This is a genomic window from Collinsella aerofaciens (assembly GCF_040910245.1).
Classification (GTDB): Bacteria; Actinomycetota; Coriobacteriia; order Coriobacteriales; family Coriobacteriaceae; genus Collinsella.
The window spans coordinates 53,986-68,808 of record NZ_JBDGAY010000002.1 but is presented as its reverse complement, the minus strand read 5'-3'; the positions used below and the strand labels follow the sequence as shown (position 1 = coordinate 68,808).

General features: G+C 60.2%; 18 protein-coding genes. 1 reads left to right on the top strand and 17 read right to left on the bottom strand.

What is annotated here, in order from left to right; translation table 11 throughout:
• Position 1 precedes the first annotated feature (1 nt).
• The 6 genes from AB5Z20_RS01160 to rpsP are packed head-to-tail and all read right to left on the bottom strand — an operon-like array spanning position 2 to position 3,454.
• On the bottom strand, positions 2–913 hold the full coding sequence (locus AB5Z20_RS01160) for a glycine--tRNA ligase subunit alpha (protein ID WP_117820562.1): 912 nt from the start codon (positions 911–913) through the stop codon (positions 2–4).
• A 59-nt stretch (positions 914–972) separates the two neighbouring features.
• Positions 973–1,536: a signal peptidase I gene (lepB, locus tag AB5Z20_RS01155; protein WP_368155952.1), complete on the bottom strand. Its 564-nt coding sequence runs from the start codon at positions 1,534–1,536 to the stop codon at positions 973–975.
• 2 nt (positions 1,537–1,538) lie between these two features.
• Complete coding sequence (gene trmD / locus AB5Z20_RS01150) at positions 1,539–2,297, bottom strand: tRNA (guanosine(37)-N1)-methyltransferase TrmD (protein ID WP_118385180.1); 759 nt, start codon at positions 2,295–2,297, stop codon at positions 1,539–1,541.
• Positions 2,298–2,307: 10 nt separating this feature from the next.
• Positions 2,308–2,799: a ribosome maturation factor RimM gene (rimM, locus tag AB5Z20_RS01145; RefSeq protein ID WP_349108192.1), complete on the bottom strand. Its 492-nt coding sequence runs from the start codon at positions 2,797–2,799 to the stop codon at positions 2,308–2,310.
• A 34-nt stretch (positions 2,800–2,833) separates the two neighbouring features.
• Positions 2,834–3,079, bottom strand: a complete 246-nt coding sequence (locus AB5Z20_RS01140; protein ID WP_171021534.1) for a KH domain-containing protein — start codon at positions 3,077–3,079, stop codon at positions 2,834–2,836.
• A gap of 42 nt (positions 3,080–3,121) precedes the next feature.
• Positions 3,122–3,454, bottom strand: coding sequence for a 30S ribosomal protein S16 (rpsP, locus tag AB5Z20_RS01135; protein ID WP_347494825.1), 333 nt, complete (start codon positions 3,452–3,454; stop codon positions 3,122–3,124).
• A 201-nt stretch (positions 3,455–3,655) separates the two neighbouring features.
• Here rpsP and dinB point away from each other — a divergent pair, with 201 nt between their 5' ends.
• Positions 3,656–4,912 carry a DNA polymerase IV gene (gene dinB / locus AB5Z20_RS01130; protein ID WP_368155951.1) on the top strand — a complete coding sequence of 419 codons (1,257 nt, stop codon included), beginning with the start codon at positions 3,656–3,658 and terminating at the stop codon, positions 4,910–4,912.
• A gap of 89 nt (positions 4,913–5,001) precedes the next feature.
• Here dinB and AB5Z20_RS01125 read toward each other — a convergent pair whose 3' ends face one another.
• The 11 genes from AB5Z20_RS01125 to AB5Z20_RS01075 form a co-directional block, all read right to left on the bottom strand.
• Complete coding sequence (locus AB5Z20_RS01125) at positions 5,002–5,742, bottom strand: transposase (protein WP_368155950.1); 741 nt, start codon at positions 5,740–5,742, stop codon at positions 5,002–5,004.
• Between the two features lie 137 nt (positions 5,743–5,879).
• Complete coding sequence (gene rsfS, locus AB5Z20_RS01120; protein ID WP_368155948.1) at positions 5,880–6,335, bottom strand: ribosome silencing factor; 456 nt, start codon at positions 6,333–6,335, stop codon at positions 5,880–5,882.
• Between the two features lie 28 nt (positions 6,336–6,363).
• On the bottom strand, positions 6,364–6,897 hold the full coding sequence (yqeK, locus tag AB5Z20_RS01115; protein WP_349090464.1) for a bis(5'-nucleosyl)-tetraphosphatase (symmetrical) YqeK: 534 nt from the start codon (positions 6,895–6,897) through the stop codon (positions 6,364–6,366).
• Between the two features lie 87 nt (positions 6,898–6,984).
• Positions 6,985–7,662, bottom strand: coding sequence for a nicotinate-nucleotide adenylyltransferase (gene nadD, locus AB5Z20_RS01110; RefSeq protein WP_117583242.1), 678 nt, complete (start codon positions 7,660–7,662; stop codon positions 6,985–6,987).
• Between the two features lie 3 nt (positions 7,663–7,665).
• Positions 7,666–9,132, bottom strand: coding sequence for a GTPase ObgE (gene obgE, locus AB5Z20_RS01105; RefSeq protein ID WP_368155947.1), 1,467 nt, complete (start codon positions 9,130–9,132; stop codon positions 7,666–7,668).
• Positions 9,133–9,216: 84 nt separating this feature from the next.
• Entirely contained in the window at positions 9,217–9,474 is a 258-nt protein-coding gene (gene rpmA / locus AB5Z20_RS01100; protein ID WP_089573443.1) for a 50S ribosomal protein L27, read from the bottom strand.
• 33 nt (positions 9,475–9,507) lie between these two features.
• On the bottom strand, positions 9,508–9,882 hold the full coding sequence (gene rplU / locus AB5Z20_RS01095; RefSeq protein ID WP_035138585.1) for a 50S ribosomal protein L21: 375 nt from the start codon (positions 9,880–9,882) through the stop codon (positions 9,508–9,510).
• 67 nt (positions 9,883–9,949) lie between these two features.
• Positions 9,950–10,762, bottom strand: a complete 813-nt coding sequence (locus AB5Z20_RS01090) for a TIGR03936 family radical SAM-associated protein (protein WP_349090424.1) — start codon at positions 10,760–10,762, stop codon at positions 9,950–9,952.
• Entirely contained in the window at positions 10,759–12,636 is a 1,878-nt protein-coding gene (locus AB5Z20_RS01085; protein ID WP_368155945.1) for a TIGR03960 family B12-binding radical SAM protein, read from the bottom strand. Before AB5Z20_RS01085 ends, AB5Z20_RS01090 begins: the two co-directional genes overlap by 4 nt.
• 9 nt (positions 12,637–12,645) lie before the next feature.
• Positions 12,646–13,575 carry a YcjF family protein gene (locus AB5Z20_RS01080; protein WP_368155944.1) on the bottom strand — a complete coding sequence of 310 codons (930 nt, stop codon included), beginning with the start codon at positions 13,573–13,575 and terminating at the stop codon, positions 12,646–12,648.
• An 18-nt stretch (positions 13,576–13,593) separates the two neighbouring features.
• Complete coding sequence (locus AB5Z20_RS01075) at positions 13,594–14,820, bottom strand: FtsW/RodA/SpoVE family cell cycle protein (protein ID WP_368155943.1); 1,227 nt, start codon at positions 14,818–14,820, stop codon at positions 13,594–13,596.
• Between the last annotated feature and the right edge of the window lie 3 nt (positions 14,821–14,823).

Genomic DNA, 14,823 nt, shown 5'->3' with positions numbered 1-14,823 from the left:
CTTACGCCACCTCGCCTTCCTGATCGGCATTCTCGTTGATTCCGGCGACCTCGGCCATATAGGCCTCGCAGCACGCCTTGGCGACGGCGCGGACGCGCAGGATGTAGTTGGCGCGCTCGACTGCGGACAGCGCACCGCGGGCATCGAGCAGGTTGAAGGCATGGCTGCACTTCATGACGCAGTCATATGCCGGCAGCGGCAGCTTGCGCTCCAGGCAGGAGTGGCACTCGGCCTCGTAGTCGTCAAACTTCTGACGCATCATCTCGACGTTGGCGACCTCAAAGTTATAAGCGCTGAACTCGCGCTCGTTCTCCAGGAACACGTCGCCGTAGGTCATGGGCGTGCCGTCGGGCAGGTAGCTCCACACCAGGTCGTAGACCGAGTTGACGCCCTGGGCGTACATGGCGATGCGCTCCAGGCCATAGGTGATCTCGACAGGCACGGGGTCGACCTCGATGCCGCCCACCTGCTGGAAGTACGTAAACTGCGTGACCTCCATGCCATTGAGCCAGACCTCCCAGCCAAGGCCCCAGGCGCCGAGCGTCGGGCTCTCCCAGTCGTCCTCAACAAAGCGGACGTCATGGTCGTTGGGGTCCAGGCCAATGGCGGCCAGCGAACCCAGGTAGAGCTCCTGGGCGTTGACCGGCGAGGGCTTGATGAGCACCTGGAACTGATAGTAGTGCTGCATGCGGTTGGGGTTCTCGCCGTAGCGGCCGTCGGCGGGACGGCGGCAGGGCTGCGCATAGCAGGTGCGCCACTCGGCGGGACCGAGCGAGCGCAGCGTGGTCGCGGTATGGAAGGTACCGGCACCGACCTCGGAGTCATAGGGCTGCATAATGACGCAGCCCTGCTCGCCCCAGTACTGCTGGAGGCGCAGGATGATGTCTTGGAAGGAAAGCGATGAAGCGTTCATGCCTCTTATATCCCCTCGTCGAAACGATTACACGGTTAGGTACTGTACTATAGCGGTTTTTAATCGATAGCGCCGATACGGTTGAGCGGCCAGTAGCGCACAAGCGCCACGGCAATCAAGTCGGAGCGGTCGACCGGGCCAAAGTAGCGGGAGTCAGCAGAGTTCTCGCGGTTGTCGCCCATCACCCACACGCAGTCGTCAGGGACGGTGTAGGGATAGCTCACCTGAGCGCCGGGGGCTTGGACCGAAAGCGGCCAGCTCATGCCGGTCGTATAGTCCTCATCGAGCGCCTGGCCGTCGACGACGACCTTGCCGTCCTGCAGGTCGACCGTCTGGCCGGCCGTGGCGATGACGCGCTTTACCAGCACGTCATGCTCGGACGTGGCATCGGGGTTGTGGAACACCACGATATCGCCTTGCTTGACGGGCTGTCCGAGTTCGAGCGTCACCTTCTGCGCCAGAATCTGATCGCCGATCTCAATCGTGGACTCCATGGAGCCGGTGGGCACCACAAAGGGTTCGACCACAAACGAGCGAATCAAGAAGGTTGCGACCAGCGCGATCGCAACGATTACGATCCACTCAAAGGCGCCCCTCAGGGCAGAATGCTGCGATGGGACCATTCTCACTCCTCGCTCTGCGAATACGAAGCGTCCAGGATCTCCTGCGCGTACGCGCGCTCCTCGGGCGTAAGGCGTGCCGTCTCGATAAGATCGGGACGCCAACGACAGGTACGCTCGATGGCGTTTTTGCGACGCCAGGCATCGACCTTGGCGTGGTCGCCGCTTACGAGTACTGGAGGCACGCCCTCGCCATTAAACTCGGCGGGGCGGGTATACTGCGCGTACTCGAGCAGGCCACCGTCCTCGGCGGTCGAGAAGGACTCGTCGACATTGCTCATCTCGTCGCCCAAAGCTCCGGGAATGAGCCGTACGACGGCATCGGCCACGACCATAGCGGGCAGCTCGCCGCCCGTGAGCACGTAGTCGCCAATCGACAGACGCTCGTCGGCATACGCATAGGCACGCTCGTCGACACCCTCGTAGCGACTGCACACAAACAGCAGGCGCTCACTTTTGAGCAGGCGCTCGGCCACATGCTGCGTAAAGGGCTCGCCGCAGGGGGTGAAGAACACCACGGTGGGCTTAGGACCCTCGGAGCTGATGGCCTCGATTGCCTCGGCAATGGGCTCGACCTTCATGAGCATGCCCTGCCCGCCGCCATACGGCTCGTCATCGACGGTACGATGGCGGTCGTGCGTCCAGTCGCGCAGGTTATACGCCTTAAAATCAAAAAGGCCGGCCTTACGGGCGCGGCCCAAAATCGACGTGGACATGACGGGCTCAAACATCTCGGGAAAGACCGAAAGGGTCTCAATCAGCATGCTGTCCTCCCTACTTGTCCATATCGATCAAGCCGTCCATAACGTGGACGGAAATTGTTCCTGTGTCGGGAAGATCGAGCACAACCTGCTCGATCACGGGAATCAGCACCTCGCCGTACCGATCGCCCTCGACAACCCAAACATCGTTGGCGGGCGTCGACATGATCTCGACAATCGTGCCGAGCGACCCAAAGCGCTCGTCGACCACCTCGCGACCCATGAGGTCGGTATAGGCGGCGTCGAGCGAATCGAGCTCAAAGTCGTCACGATTGGCCAGCACATAGCATCCGGTGATGCCCTCGGCGGCCGTCAAGTCATCTATGCCCTCAAACAAGACCAGATCGCCATCGCCCGTATCGGTGACGGATACGACCGTGCAAAAACGGTCGCGCTTGAGCGCCGGCGGCGTCAAGGCGACACGCATACCCGGCTCCAATACAGAAGGAAGCCCCCGCAGCGGCTGCGCGAGGACCTCCCCCTTCCTTCCGTGCGGCTTGACCACACGGGCGATGTTTTTGTACTGGGACCTCAAGGTCCTAGCCCAGAACCTCTACCTCGACAGCAGTGTCGAGGCGAGCGGCCAGTGCACGGGCGAGCGTGCGAATGGCCTTGATGGTACGGCCACGACGGCCGATGACCTTAGCGACGTCATCCTCGGCAACCGAAACCTCAATCGTAGAGGCGTCGTCCCCATCGATGACCTCAAGGCTCACGGAATCCGGGTCGTCGACGATCTGAACAACGAGATATTCGACGAGATCGGCGATGCGATCTGAGAGCATTGCCTCACCCTCGAGCTGTGCAGCGTCAACCTCAGGCACGATTTACTCCTCGGCGCCCTCAGCGGCAGCCTTAGCGGCCTCGGCCTCTTTGGCGAGCTGCTTCTTGGACTTCTTGACGACGGTCTCGGTCTTCTCGCCCTCGTTGGCGGCCTTGACCAGAGCGGCGACGGCGTCGGTGAGCTGAGCGCCCTTGGACTGCCAGTCAGCAATCTTCTCGAGGTCGAGGTTAATGGTCTTGGGGGCGGTCATCGGATTGTAGCGGCCAACCTCCTCGATGATACGACCGTCACGCGGGGCGCGGGAATCGGCGACGACGACACGGTAGTACGGACGCTTCTTAGCGCCGTGACGAGCAAGGCGAATCTTGACTGCCAAAGGAAACTCCTCCAACCAAGCAGCTTTAGGCTGCAACTACAAACAAACAGTTGAACATAATACGCCATCGACGCGGGCAGGTGAAGTCCGTGAGACCAACTTCTTCGGTGTAGTCGAGGGCAAATCCATATCTTAGACAAGAATTCGCGATTTGCAAGCACATACACGCACCCCACATGAGCTGCGCAGTATACTCATGACATGGAAAGACGCGAACATACATACGGTTATGAGGATGCTGCGGGCGTCACGCCGCCGCCCTGGACGGGTCCGGCGGTGGGCCTGATGGACCTCGATGCATTTTTTGCGAGCGTGGAGATGCTCGATCATCCCGAATGGCGCGGAAAGCCGCTCATCGTGGGCGGAGACGCCGAGTCGCGCGGCGTCGTGTCCACGTGTTCGTACGAGGCACGTCGCTTTGGCGTGCATTCTGCCATGGCCTCGGCCGAGGCGCGGCGCCTGTGCCCGCAGGCCATTTGGACGCACGGACACTTTGATCGCTACCGTGAAGTGAGCGCGCAGGTCATGGCGATTCTCGCCGACGAGACCCCCCGCGTTGAACGCGTATCCATCGACGAGGCCTTTATCGATATCACACCGGGCCGGTTTGCGCCCGAAGATCCGCTACTGGTAGCGCGGCGCATAAGCGACCGCGTTGCGGCGCTGGGGGTGACGTGCTCCATCGGCGTTGGGTGCAACAAGACCGTGGCCAAAATAGCAAGCGAGCGTGACAAGCCGTTTGGTCTGACCATTGTGCGCCCCGGTACGGAACAGCGGTTTTTGGCCGCGCTGCCCGTGTCCGCCATGAGCGGAATCGGGCGTTCTGCCGAGGAGCGATTGCGCCGCATGCGCATCTATACACTCGGCGAGCTTTCACGCGCGCCAGAGTCCACCCTGGCTGCAATCTTTGGCGTGAATGGCGAGCGCATGCGTCAACGTGCTTTGGGGCTCGAAGTATCCGAGGTCACCAGTCTGGATGAAGAACGTGAAGTTAAATCGGTGAGCAATGAGCGCACCTTTGCGAAGGATTTGACTGAGCGTGGGGATATTGAGGCGGCGATTGCGCTGTTGGGAGAGTCAGTGGGACGCCGTCTGCGCCGTCAGGGGCTGACGGGCGGAACCGTAACGCTCAAGCTCAAATACTCTTACGGCAGCGGACGCACGGCACAGCGCCGCTTGCCCCACCCCACCGACGACGAGAATATCTTTGTGGCCGTAGCGCTCGAGCTGCTCGACAATATCTGGCAAGAAGGCATGCACGTGCGTCTGGCGGGTATCGGCATGAGCGACTTCAACCACCAAGGCGGTATCCAAACCGACCTGTTCTGCGAGATCGATGACCGCGGAGCCCAATCCAGCGACCGCCGCGACCTCTCCGTCGCCATCGACGCCGTCCGAGACAAATTCGGCGACACCGCCCTATCCTTCGGCCGCCAATCCCGCTTCTCCTCCCAATGATTTTTCTGGGACGGGGATGAAAAAATCATTCTGGCGCTATCGGTGCTTTTGATTATTTTGGGACGGGGATGAAATAATCATTTCAGGCCTCATTTCGCCCTCTGAATAATATTTGTCCCGATTCCCGTAATGCGCGAAATCTGGGCAATCGTAAAGCCTCGATGTTTCAGCATTGCTAACAGACGATTCCGTTCTTGCTTCGGCAACGTCTTGAGCTGGTAGGGCTCAAATGGAGCCAATAGAGCCTGTGCGACTTCCAAAGCATCCATATCGGAAACGTGTTTGCCTTCAGGCAAATAATACGGATTGGGCTTACCGTCTGTACTTGTAAGGTAAAACGCCTCAGAACCACCAAAAAGTTCGACAATATCACTGCAATCGCAGATTTCAGGCGTACCGAAATACTCGTGGAAGCTACTCCACCGATACATGGGTGCAGAAGATATGCCTGCCTTCGCTGGGTTGTCGTGAATGTAACGAACGCAACGGAGCAACTGCCCATCATCGGAAATAACAACACTCTTAAAGCGTTCTTGAAAAACTGGCCCACGCCTGCCTGTCTTCAAATTAAATCGCATCGCATACGCTGTATCTATGGCGTGCATCGCAGCACTCATTTGATTTTCGGGGTCATCAAATAGCAGATGCACATGATTGTCCATCAAACACCAAGCAAGCAACCGAATATGGTCGGATGTAAATCGCTGACTCATCAGATTGAGGAAATAGTAGCGGTCGTCATCGTCCTCAAAGATCAGCTGGTCAGCACAACCTTTGACCATAACATGATAATGACCGAGTTCGGATAACACACGGGCAACGCGAGTCATCGAAGCCCTCCCTTCCGAGTTTGCGATAGCTACAGCATACAAAAGAAGGGAAAAGAAAAAACCGAACCGCCCAACAAAGATGAGCGGTTCGGTGAACGGTAGGAATGATTTATTTATCCCCGTCCCAGAAAAATCATTTAGAGGAGGTTGAGGGGGAGCTGGGGGGCGTCGCCCCAGAGTTTCTCGAGACGGTAGAAGTCACGCGCCTCGGGGGTGAAGACGTGGACGACGACCGAGCCGTAGTCCATGAGCATCCAGGTCTTCTGCTCGCGGCCCTCGATGGAGAACGGGTGCTCACCGCAAGCCTCGGCGACCTTCACCTCGATCTCGTCGACGATAGAATCGACCTGACGGTTGTTGGTACCGGTGGCGAGCACAAAGTAGTCGCACACGTCGGAGAGCTCAGTCAGGTCGAGCACCTGAACGTCCTCGCCCTTCTTGTCGTAGGCAGCCTGCGCGGCGGCGCGGGCGACATCCTCGGCGGCGACACCGCTCGTGGACAGCGAGGCGGCGGTACGGTCGGACGTGGCAACGAAGCTCTTGTGCTCCACACCTTCAAGAATCTGCTCGTCGGTCATGGTCTCGTCGGCCATGGAATACCTCTTTCTAGACGCACCCGAGCTAGCGTAGCTGGGCGTAATGGTTGTAAATCGTAATAGCCGTGGGATAAAGATAGCGCCCGGACTGGATCACGTAGACCAGACCCTGCGCAAAACAGGAGAAGAACAACTCGTCAAGCGTCGACTCCCCCACCATCTTGCGCAGCGCGTGGGCATAATCACCATGGCGGTTGGGTTCGATGGCATCGGCAACAAAGACCACCATATCGAGCGGCGTCATGTCGCAGGCGCCCACGGTGTGACGGTCGACAGCCTGAAAGACCGCCGGCGACAGCTCGGGAAAAAGCTGCGGAAGCTCATAGGCGGCAACCGGGCCATGCAAAAGCGGCGTCGCGGCAGACGGAGAGCCGGCAATCTTAATGCCGTAATGCAGAGCGCGCGTGACCAGCTCGTCGTCGGAGAGCACCTTATCCCAGTCATGGATCAGGCCGGCGGCAGCGGCATTAAAGCGGTCGACACCGTATACCTCGGCTAGGTGCAGCGCGGTCTCGGCAACCCCAAGCGAATGCACGTAGCGCTTGCGCTTATCCTTCATACGCACATCGAGCAGCTCTTGAATGCGCTTGAGCAGCGCGCGCTCATCGCCCTCAAACTGATCCTCTACCGACAACGTAGACCCCCATCACTCAAAATCTTCTTGACCCAGATCGGTATACAGCCCGCGCTTGCGAATATAGCCGAGCACGGACTCGCTCGTAAGATAGCGCACGCTCATGCCACGGGCAACTCGCTTACGAATGTTGGTCGAGCTAATCGCCAGCGCCGGAATCTGGATATAGCGCACGTCAAACGGCAGGCCCGACTCTTTGATTCGCGCGCGAGCAGTATCGATATCAAAGCCCGGTCGCGTCGCCGCAATGAACGTGGCAAGCTCGGCGATTCGGTCGGCATCATGCCAGGTAACAATATCGATAATCGCGTCGGCGCCCGTAATAAAGTAGAGCTTTACCTGAGGCGGGTAAAAGTCGCGAAGGGCATGAAGCGTATCGGCCGTATAGGTCACGCCAGGACGGTCGATCTCGAAACGGCTCGCCAAAAAAGCCGGATTCGCAGCGGTGGCGAGAACCGTCATGGCATAACGGTCCTCGGCAGGCGTCACCGGTTTGTCGAGCTTAAAGGCGGGAGAGCCGGCCGGCATAAAGAGCACGGCGTCCAAGTCGAGCGACTCGCGCGCCTGCTCAGCGGTAACCAAGTGCCCGTAATGAATCGGGTCGAAGGTGCCACCCATAATGCCAAGCCGAAACTCCTGCCCATCCTTGATAGGCAGCTCAGGCAGACCAATTCCACCGCGCAGCGACATGGCTTACTCGCCCTCCGGGGTCTCAACAACGTCGACTTCGGTAGTGCCTTCGGAACCCTCGGTGACATCAGCCACGTCCGAACCCTCGGCCGCTACGTCAATAACCTCAACACCTTCGTCCTCAAGCTCCTCCTCGTACTCCGAGAAGTCCTCGGCGCCCTCAAAGTCAAAGGCGCGCTGGCAAATGCGGACCTCGTCGCCCGCACGGCAGCCGGCCTTCTCGAGCGCGTCGTCAACACCCATGCGCGCAAACTTATGCTGCAGGTAGATGACGGCTTCCTCGTTTTCCCAGTCGGTCTGGATGACCATACGCTCGATGGCGCGACCGACCACGCGGAAGGCATGGGGCTCTTCCTGAACAATACGGAACCGCTTCTCGCGCTGCAGGCGGCGGCGCTCCCACTCATCGTCGCGCAGATCGACCGGCTCATCGGAGACAGCCAACTCGGCGCGCAGCTTGGCCACCTGCTCGCCCACGGCAAGCATCAGCGTGTTGAGGCCGGCGCCCGTCACAGCAGACACGGCAAAGAACATATGTCCGTCGTTGAGCGCAGCGCGTTTGAGGTCGGCGATCTTGTCAGCCGTGCCCGGCGCATCGCACTTGTTAGCGACGACGATCTGAGGGCGCTCCGAAAGCTCGGCGCCATATTGCTCGAGCTCGCGGTTGATGATGCGATAGTCCTCGACCGGATCGCGATCCTCAAAACCGCCCGTCATATCGACGACATGCATGATGAGTGCCGTACGCTCGATGTGGCGCAGGAACTGATGGCCCAGGCCCTTGCCCTCGCTCGCACCCTCGATAAGGCCGGGGACATCGGCAACGACATAGGAGTACTCGCCGGCACGCACCATACCCAGGTTGGGCACGAGCGTGGTAAACGGATAGTCGGCGATCTTGGGTCGGGCGGCACTCATGCGCGCGATAAGCGAGGATTTGCCCACCGAGGGGAAGCCCACGAGCGCGGCATCGGCCATGAGCTTCATCTCTAGCTCGATCCAGTGCTCCTCAGCCGGCTCGCCCAACTGGGCGAACGCGGGCGCACGGCGCACCGATGTCACAAAGTGCGTATTGCCCAGACCACCGGCGCCACCAGGGGCCACGACAACGCGCTCGCCATCATGCACCAAGTCGGCAATCTCGAACATCGGGGTCTGCGTCTCGGGATCGAGCTCGCGCACCACGGTGCCCATGGGAACCTTAAGAATCAGGTCCTCGCCACTCTTGCCGTTGCGGCGGGCGCCCTGACCGTGCGTTCCGCGCTCGGCACGAAAGTGATGCTTAAAGCGGTAATCGATCAGCGAAGACAGCTGAACATCGGCCTGGATGACGACATTGCCGCCACGACCGCCGTCGCCGCCATCGGGGCCGCCCTTGGGGACAAAGGCCTCGCGCCTAAACGACATGCATCCGGCACCGCCGTCGCCGCCGCACACGTTAATGCGGCTGATATCGGTGAACTGTGACAACAGAATCGCCTCCTACAAAAAGAGGGAGACCCTTGAATCCTAAAACTCAAGTGCCTCCCACATATGTGCTCTATGAAGGGTGAATTACGCGTTCGCGAGCGGGCGTACGCTGACCCTGTGCTTGATACCCTTGTGGAACTCAACGGTACCATCGACCAGCGCGAACAGCGTGTCGTCCTTGCCACGGCCAACGTTCTCACCCGGGTGGATGTGCGTGCCGTGCTGACGGACGAGAATCGTGCCCGTGGTTACCGTCTGGCCGGCGAAGCGCTTCGTGCCAAGGCGCTGACCGCGGGAGTCACGGCCATTACGGGAGGAACCGAGTCCTTTTTTGTGTGCCATTGTGTATACCTACTCTTTCGTTACGAGTGTAATCTACTCGGCGACGGGAGCCTCGGCAACAGCCTCGGCCTCTGCCTTGACAGCCTTCTTGGCGCGGGACGTAGCCTGGACCTTCACGATCTTCAGCTTGGTGAGCTGCTGACGGTGACCCTTCAGACGACGATAGCGCTTACGCTTGTGGAACTTGAAGACCAGCTGCTTCTCGCCCTTGAACTGCTCAACGATCTGAGCGGTAACCTTGGCCTTGGCCAGCTTGTCGGGATCGGTGACGATCTTCTTACCATCGTTGAGGAAGATAACCGGCAGGGTGACCTTGTCGCCCTCATTGCCCTCGATCTTCTCGACGGTGATGACATCGTCGGTGGCGACCTTGTACTGCTTGCCGCCCGTGTTAACGATTGCGTACATGTTTACTTGCCCTTCATGCATCAGTTAGTGCAACAGCCGAATATAGTAGCAGGCGATAATACCCCCGTCAACGAGTATGTGGAGCAAATCCACAAGTTCGCACAGGTATGGGGCTGACGAGTCGGCCCTCGTCGTCCTCGCATGCTTGATTCTGACGCTCGACATCGTAGGAGCAGATGGTCACGAGGTCTTGCATACCGGTGGAAACAATAGGTGCATCGACGCCCGGGGTCAAGCCCTGCAACAAAACATCAGCAGCAGAAAGCAAAATCTCCGGACGCATGGAGCCCTCGTTGTCGGCATGGGTGTCGAGCATGAGCACCAGATGGTCCTCACGCTCCCCCGCCGCGAGCTCATAGCCAACGAGCGTATGGTCCAGATCAAGACGCTTGCTCTTTTTGCCGCGCGCATAGTCAATGCCATGACCCGCGCGCAGCGTGTCGATCGCAGCGCGCACCTCGTCGGCGCTCACGGGGGCCTCGGGGTCCAGGTGCAAGTCGATGCGGTACGACAGGCGCGTAAGTTGAGCCGTCAGCGCCGGCGTGCGCACGTCGATGTAGGCAGCCTCGATAGGCGCCAGATCGGCAGGCGATGCAGCGGCCAGGCGCTCAAAGGCCTCGTCGAGAGCGACGAACTCCGTCATAAACAGGTCATACCACTCGCAGGTCGACGACGTGCCCACGGGCAGCGCCGACGAAAAGCCCACGCGCATATGCGGCGAAAAACCCTGCGTCACGGCATAGGGCAAGCCCGCACGGCGCACGATGCGCTCAATGGTATGGATTAGTTCCAGATGGCCCAGGTACTTAAGGCGATCACGCTTGCCGTAGCGAACGCGCAGCCTAAAGAGCGTGGGATTGTCGGTCAAGCGCTCACTCATGCGCGATCACCCATCAATACGTTCTTGGCGTGGAGTGTGGGGCAGATTCCGCAGCCGGTGCACGACGTGCGGGTGCAGTCGGGGGTCGTGACGCCCTCGAGCGAACGGCGGTACTCGCGCTCGAGGAAGCCGCGCGCGCAGCCGGGGCTCACATGCTCCCAGGGCAGGCGCCAGTCCAGCTCGTAGGGCAGGTGCACCAGCTCGTTGAGGTCGATGCCGTTTTTGGCAGCGGCCTCCTTCCAGTTGTCGAGCGAGAAGTGCTCCACCCAGGCGTCGAAGCGCGAGCCCGCACGCCAGGCATCGATGATAACCGGCGTCATATCGCGACCGGCACGGGAGAGCGCAGCCTCGACAAGCGAGGTCTCGGCATCGTGGTAATGCACGCGAACGGCGCGGTTGCGCACGCTCGTGATGAGCAGCTTCTGGCGGCGCTTGACGTCGTCGTAATCGAGCTGCGGGCACCACTGGAAGGGCGTTGCTGCCTTGGGGATAAAGACCGAAACAGAGATAGACACCGAGATAGACCTGCGGCGCGCCTTGGGCACCACGGAGCGGCCGAGCTCCAGCACATGATCGGCCAGGTTGGCGATAGCCACGATGTCCTCATCGCGCTCGCCGGGAAGGCCCATCATGAAATAAAGCTTCATACGGTTCCAGCCGGCCTCGAAGGCTGCCTTGGCCGCGCGATCCAAGTCCTCCTCGGTCACGTTCTTGTTGATGATGTCGCGCATACGCTGACTGCCCGCCTCGGGCGCGAACGTCAGGCCGCCCTTCTTTTCGCCGGCGACCGACTCGGCCATATCAACGCCAAACGAGTCCAAGCGCTGCGACGGAATGGACACGCGAATGCCCGTGTCCTCCAGGCGACGGTTGAGCCTACCGAGCACATCGCGGATGCAGGAGTGGTCGGTCGTCGAAAGCGAGGTAAGCGACACCTCGTCATAGCCAGTCTTTTCCAAGCCCTGGATCACCGATGACACGATTTGGTCGGCCGAGCGCTCGCGTACCGGACGATATGTCATGCCGGCCTGGCAAAAACGGCAGCCGCGGGCGCAGCCACGCAGGATCTCGATAGACAGGCGATCGTGGACGAGCTGCGCATACGGCACGCACGACTGAGAAAGCGGATTGGTTGCGCCAAAGTCCTCGACGACGCGCTTGTAGACTACCGGCGGGACGTCCTTGCCCTCGCGCGGCACGGTGTAGCCATGCGGCGAGCATGGCTCGTCATAGCGCACCTCATACAGGGACGGCACATAGGTACCGGCGACCGTCGCGAGCTGCTCGACAATCTGGGCGCGCGAGACACCCTCGTCGCGCAAGCGGCGATGCAGCTGGCAGATCTCGAGCAGCGACTCCTCGCCCTCGCCAATGAGAATGGCATCGAAAAATGCCGCGTACGGCTCGGGGTTATACACCGAGGGACCACCGGCGACGATGATGGGATCGTCCTCGGTACGGTCGGCAGCCAGCAGCGGAATGCCGGCGAGATCGAGCGCTTCGAGGAAGTTCGTCACGGCCATCTCGTGCGGCACGTGCATGCCGACGATGTCGAACGAGGCCACGGGCGCTGCACCCTCGAGCGACAGAAGCGGAATCCCCGCCTCGCGCATGGCATCGCCCATATCGGGCCACGGCACGTAGCCGCGCTCGCAGGAAATGCCCTCGGCCTGATTAAGAATGTTGTAGAGAATGGCGATGCCTTGGTTGGGCAGACCGACCTCATACACGTCCGGATAGATCATGCAGCAGCGATAGTCGGCATCGGCCTTTGAGAGCGTCCCCCACTCGTGGTCGATATAGCGACTCGGCTTTTCGACCTTGGCGAGCAGCGGCTCGATCAGATGAAAACAGTCTTGGTATGGAACGCGCAAAAGAAACCCCTAAGCAGCGAGATCGGATGCATCCTCGAAAGGACTCATGGGACGGGTGGCACCGGCGACCGTGGTCACCAAGTCGCGAACGCGCGAGAACGTGGCAGCAGCGACCTCGTTGGCGCGGCTGTAGTCCACATCGCGCTCGTAGAGCGACACGAGCGCGCGGCCCATGCCATAGGTACCCGCGGCGGCGGTAAGCGCCTTAACGACAAAGCCGATGTGCGGCGTCTGCTTCACCAATGCGCGGGTGACGGCGCGAATCACCAGACCGCCGGCGAGCACGCCCGCCACCTCGTAGCCGCGCTCGGGCTTAATGCCGCGGCCAAAGATGGCCGCGAGCTCAAAGAGCATACCCACCTGCGCCAGAGCCATCACGGGATAGTCGGCACCCGGCAAAAACACCAGGGCGCCCGTCGCCATGTTGGTGAGCGCGCACGAGGTAATGATGCGATTTGCCGCCGCGATGCGCATAAAGGCAAAGTTGGCGGCAAAAGCCGTCTCCTTGTCCGTACGATCGAGGATCCAGCGGGCAAGCGTCTCGAGCAGATAGGTCTTATCGGTCGCCGCCACCACGCCGAGCATGGGCGTAGATTCCTCAACGAACGGCACCTCGACGGCGGACTCGGCAAGCAAGCACACGGGCGCGCCGGCAATCACGAGCTCCTGCACAGCACTCTCCAGGCGGTCGGATCCGCACGAGAGGACCAGCACCACGTCGGTATCGGCCTTGGGAACGATACGGTCCTCCCCCAGGCGATCAACACGCACAATGCCCGAAGTCGTCTGCGGCACAAAGGCATCGCGCACCGTCTCGACCAAAAAGCGAGACGCAGTCGAATCAAGGTAAACCGAGACACGCACCGGTGTATCGGAATCCTTCTTAACAGACGCGCCCATCTTAAAAGCGCTGGTCAACTTATCTACGGGAATCTTCATGGCAAACCCCTCCAGCGGTTACGCGGCGCCCGAACGATGCCGCCATATGGATTGTACGATACCCACCGTCAGCAACTGAATCATCATCGACGACGAACCAAAACTAATAAACGGCAGCGGAATACCGGTAATCGGCATCATGCCAATGCACATGCCGATGTTCTCGAAGGTCTGGAACGCCCACATGCCGACGATACCCACGCACGACAGGCGCAAGAACAGTGACTCGCACTTAAAGGCGACGCGAATCGTCGAGAAGATCAGCAGCACGTAGAGGCACAGGAGCAAAAAGGAGCCGCAGAAGCCGAACGTCTCGGACAGGAAGGCGAAGACGAAGTCGGTGTGGAACTCGGGTAGAAAGCCACCGGCCGACTGAGTCGCGTGGCCCAGGCCCTTACCAAAGAAGCCACCCGAGCCGACGGCAATGAGCGACTGCTGCAGGTTGTAGGCATCATCCGAATCGGCTTTGTCGGGGTTGATGAAGACTGTCAGACGATTCATCTGATACTGCTTGATAAGCACGTCGTGTCCAAGGAGCGAATCAAAGACCGAGTCGAGCGCCAAGATGAGCGCAATCAAACCAACCAGCAGGGCCAAGGTCGACAGCACCCATTCGCGGCGTGCACCGCTCATGCAGATGACGATTGCGCCCGACACCAGCACGACCAGACCCGAGCCCAGGTCGCCCATGGCGACGACGGCCAAAAACGGAATGGACAGCATGCCGCAGAGCTTAATGTAGTCGCGAACGGTATCGATACGCCCGTTGTACTGCGAGCCAAGCGTGGCCATAAAGAAGATGGTGATGAGCTTGGCGAGCTCAACGGGCTGGAATGTCAAACCGATACCGGGGATCTTGATCCAGCCCGTCATGCCCAGACCGCCCGTATAGGACAGGCCCGGAATCTTAGGCGAGAAGATCACGATGAGATCGATGACGAGCAGGGCCGTCGAAAAGTTGGAAATGCCGCGCAGGTCGGTGCGCCAGACGAGTACCGCCAGAACCGCGCCAATACCGATACCCAGCAGGTGGCGCGAGAACGAGGCATCGGCCTTAAACTGCGACGCCGACCAAATGATGATGGCGCCATAGGCAACGAGCGCGACGGTAGCCAGCAGCACGCCGATGTGTACCTTCTGGCGGAACGTGCCGCGCGAGGCCGAGAGCTGCTTGTTAACGCGGTCCAGGCTGCTACGAGAGCCGGTTTTGGTTGAGCGGAACAGGTCCGCCGGCGAAAAGTCCATCGC

Coding starts and splice junctions, on each gene's coding strand:
- trmD (WP_118385180.1), bottom strand. CDS start 2,297: ATGCTGATTGAGACCCTTTCGGTCTTTCCCGAGATGTTTGAGCCCGTC.
- AB5Z20_RS01125 (WP_368155950.1), bottom strand. CDS start 5,742: ATGACTCGCGTTGCCCGTGTGTTATCCGAACTCGGTCATTATCATGTT.
- lepB (WP_368155952.1), bottom strand. CDS start 1,536: ATGGTCCCATCGCAGCATTCTGCCCTGAGGGGCGCCTTTGAGTGGATC.
- yqeK (WP_349090464.1), bottom strand. CDS start 6,897: ATGAAGGATAAGCGCAAGCGCTACGTGCATTCGCTTGGGGTTGCCGAG.
- nadD (WP_117583242.1), bottom strand. CDS start 7,662: ATGTCGCTGCGCGGTGGAATTGGTCTGCCTGAGCTGCCTATCAAGGAT.
- AB5Z20_RS01075 (WP_368155943.1), bottom strand. CDS start 14,820: ATGGACTTTTCGCCGGCGGACCTGTTCCGCTCAACCAAAACCGGCTCT.
- dinB (WP_368155951.1), top strand. CDS start 3,656: ATGGAAAGACGCGAACATACATACGGTTATGAGGATGCTGCGGGCGTC.
- AB5Z20_RS01090 (WP_349090424.1), bottom strand. CDS start 10,762: ATGAGTGAGCGCTTGACCGACAATCCCACGCTCTTTAGGCTGCGCGTT.
- AB5Z20_RS01160 (WP_117820562.1), bottom strand. CDS start 913: ATGAACGCTTCATCGCTTTCCTTCCAAGACATCATCCTGCGCCTCCAG.
- AB5Z20_RS01080 (WP_368155944.1), bottom strand. CDS start 13,575: ATGAAGATTCCCGTAGATAAGTTGACCAGCGCTTTTAAGATGGGCGCG.
- rplU (WP_035138585.1), bottom strand. CDS start 9,882: ATGTACGCAATCGTTAACACGGGCGGCAAGCAGTACAAGGTCGCCACC.
- rpmA (WP_089573443.1), bottom strand. CDS start 9,474: ATGGCACACAAAAAAGGACTCGGTTCCTCCCGTAATGGCCGTGACTCC.
- AB5Z20_RS01140 (WP_171021534.1), bottom strand. CDS start 3,079: ATGCTCTCAGATCGCATCGCCGATCTCGTCGAATATCTCGTTGTTCAG.
- rsfS (WP_368155948.1), bottom strand. CDS start 6,335: ATGGCCGACGAGACCATGACCGACGAGCAGATTCTTGAAGGTGTGGAG.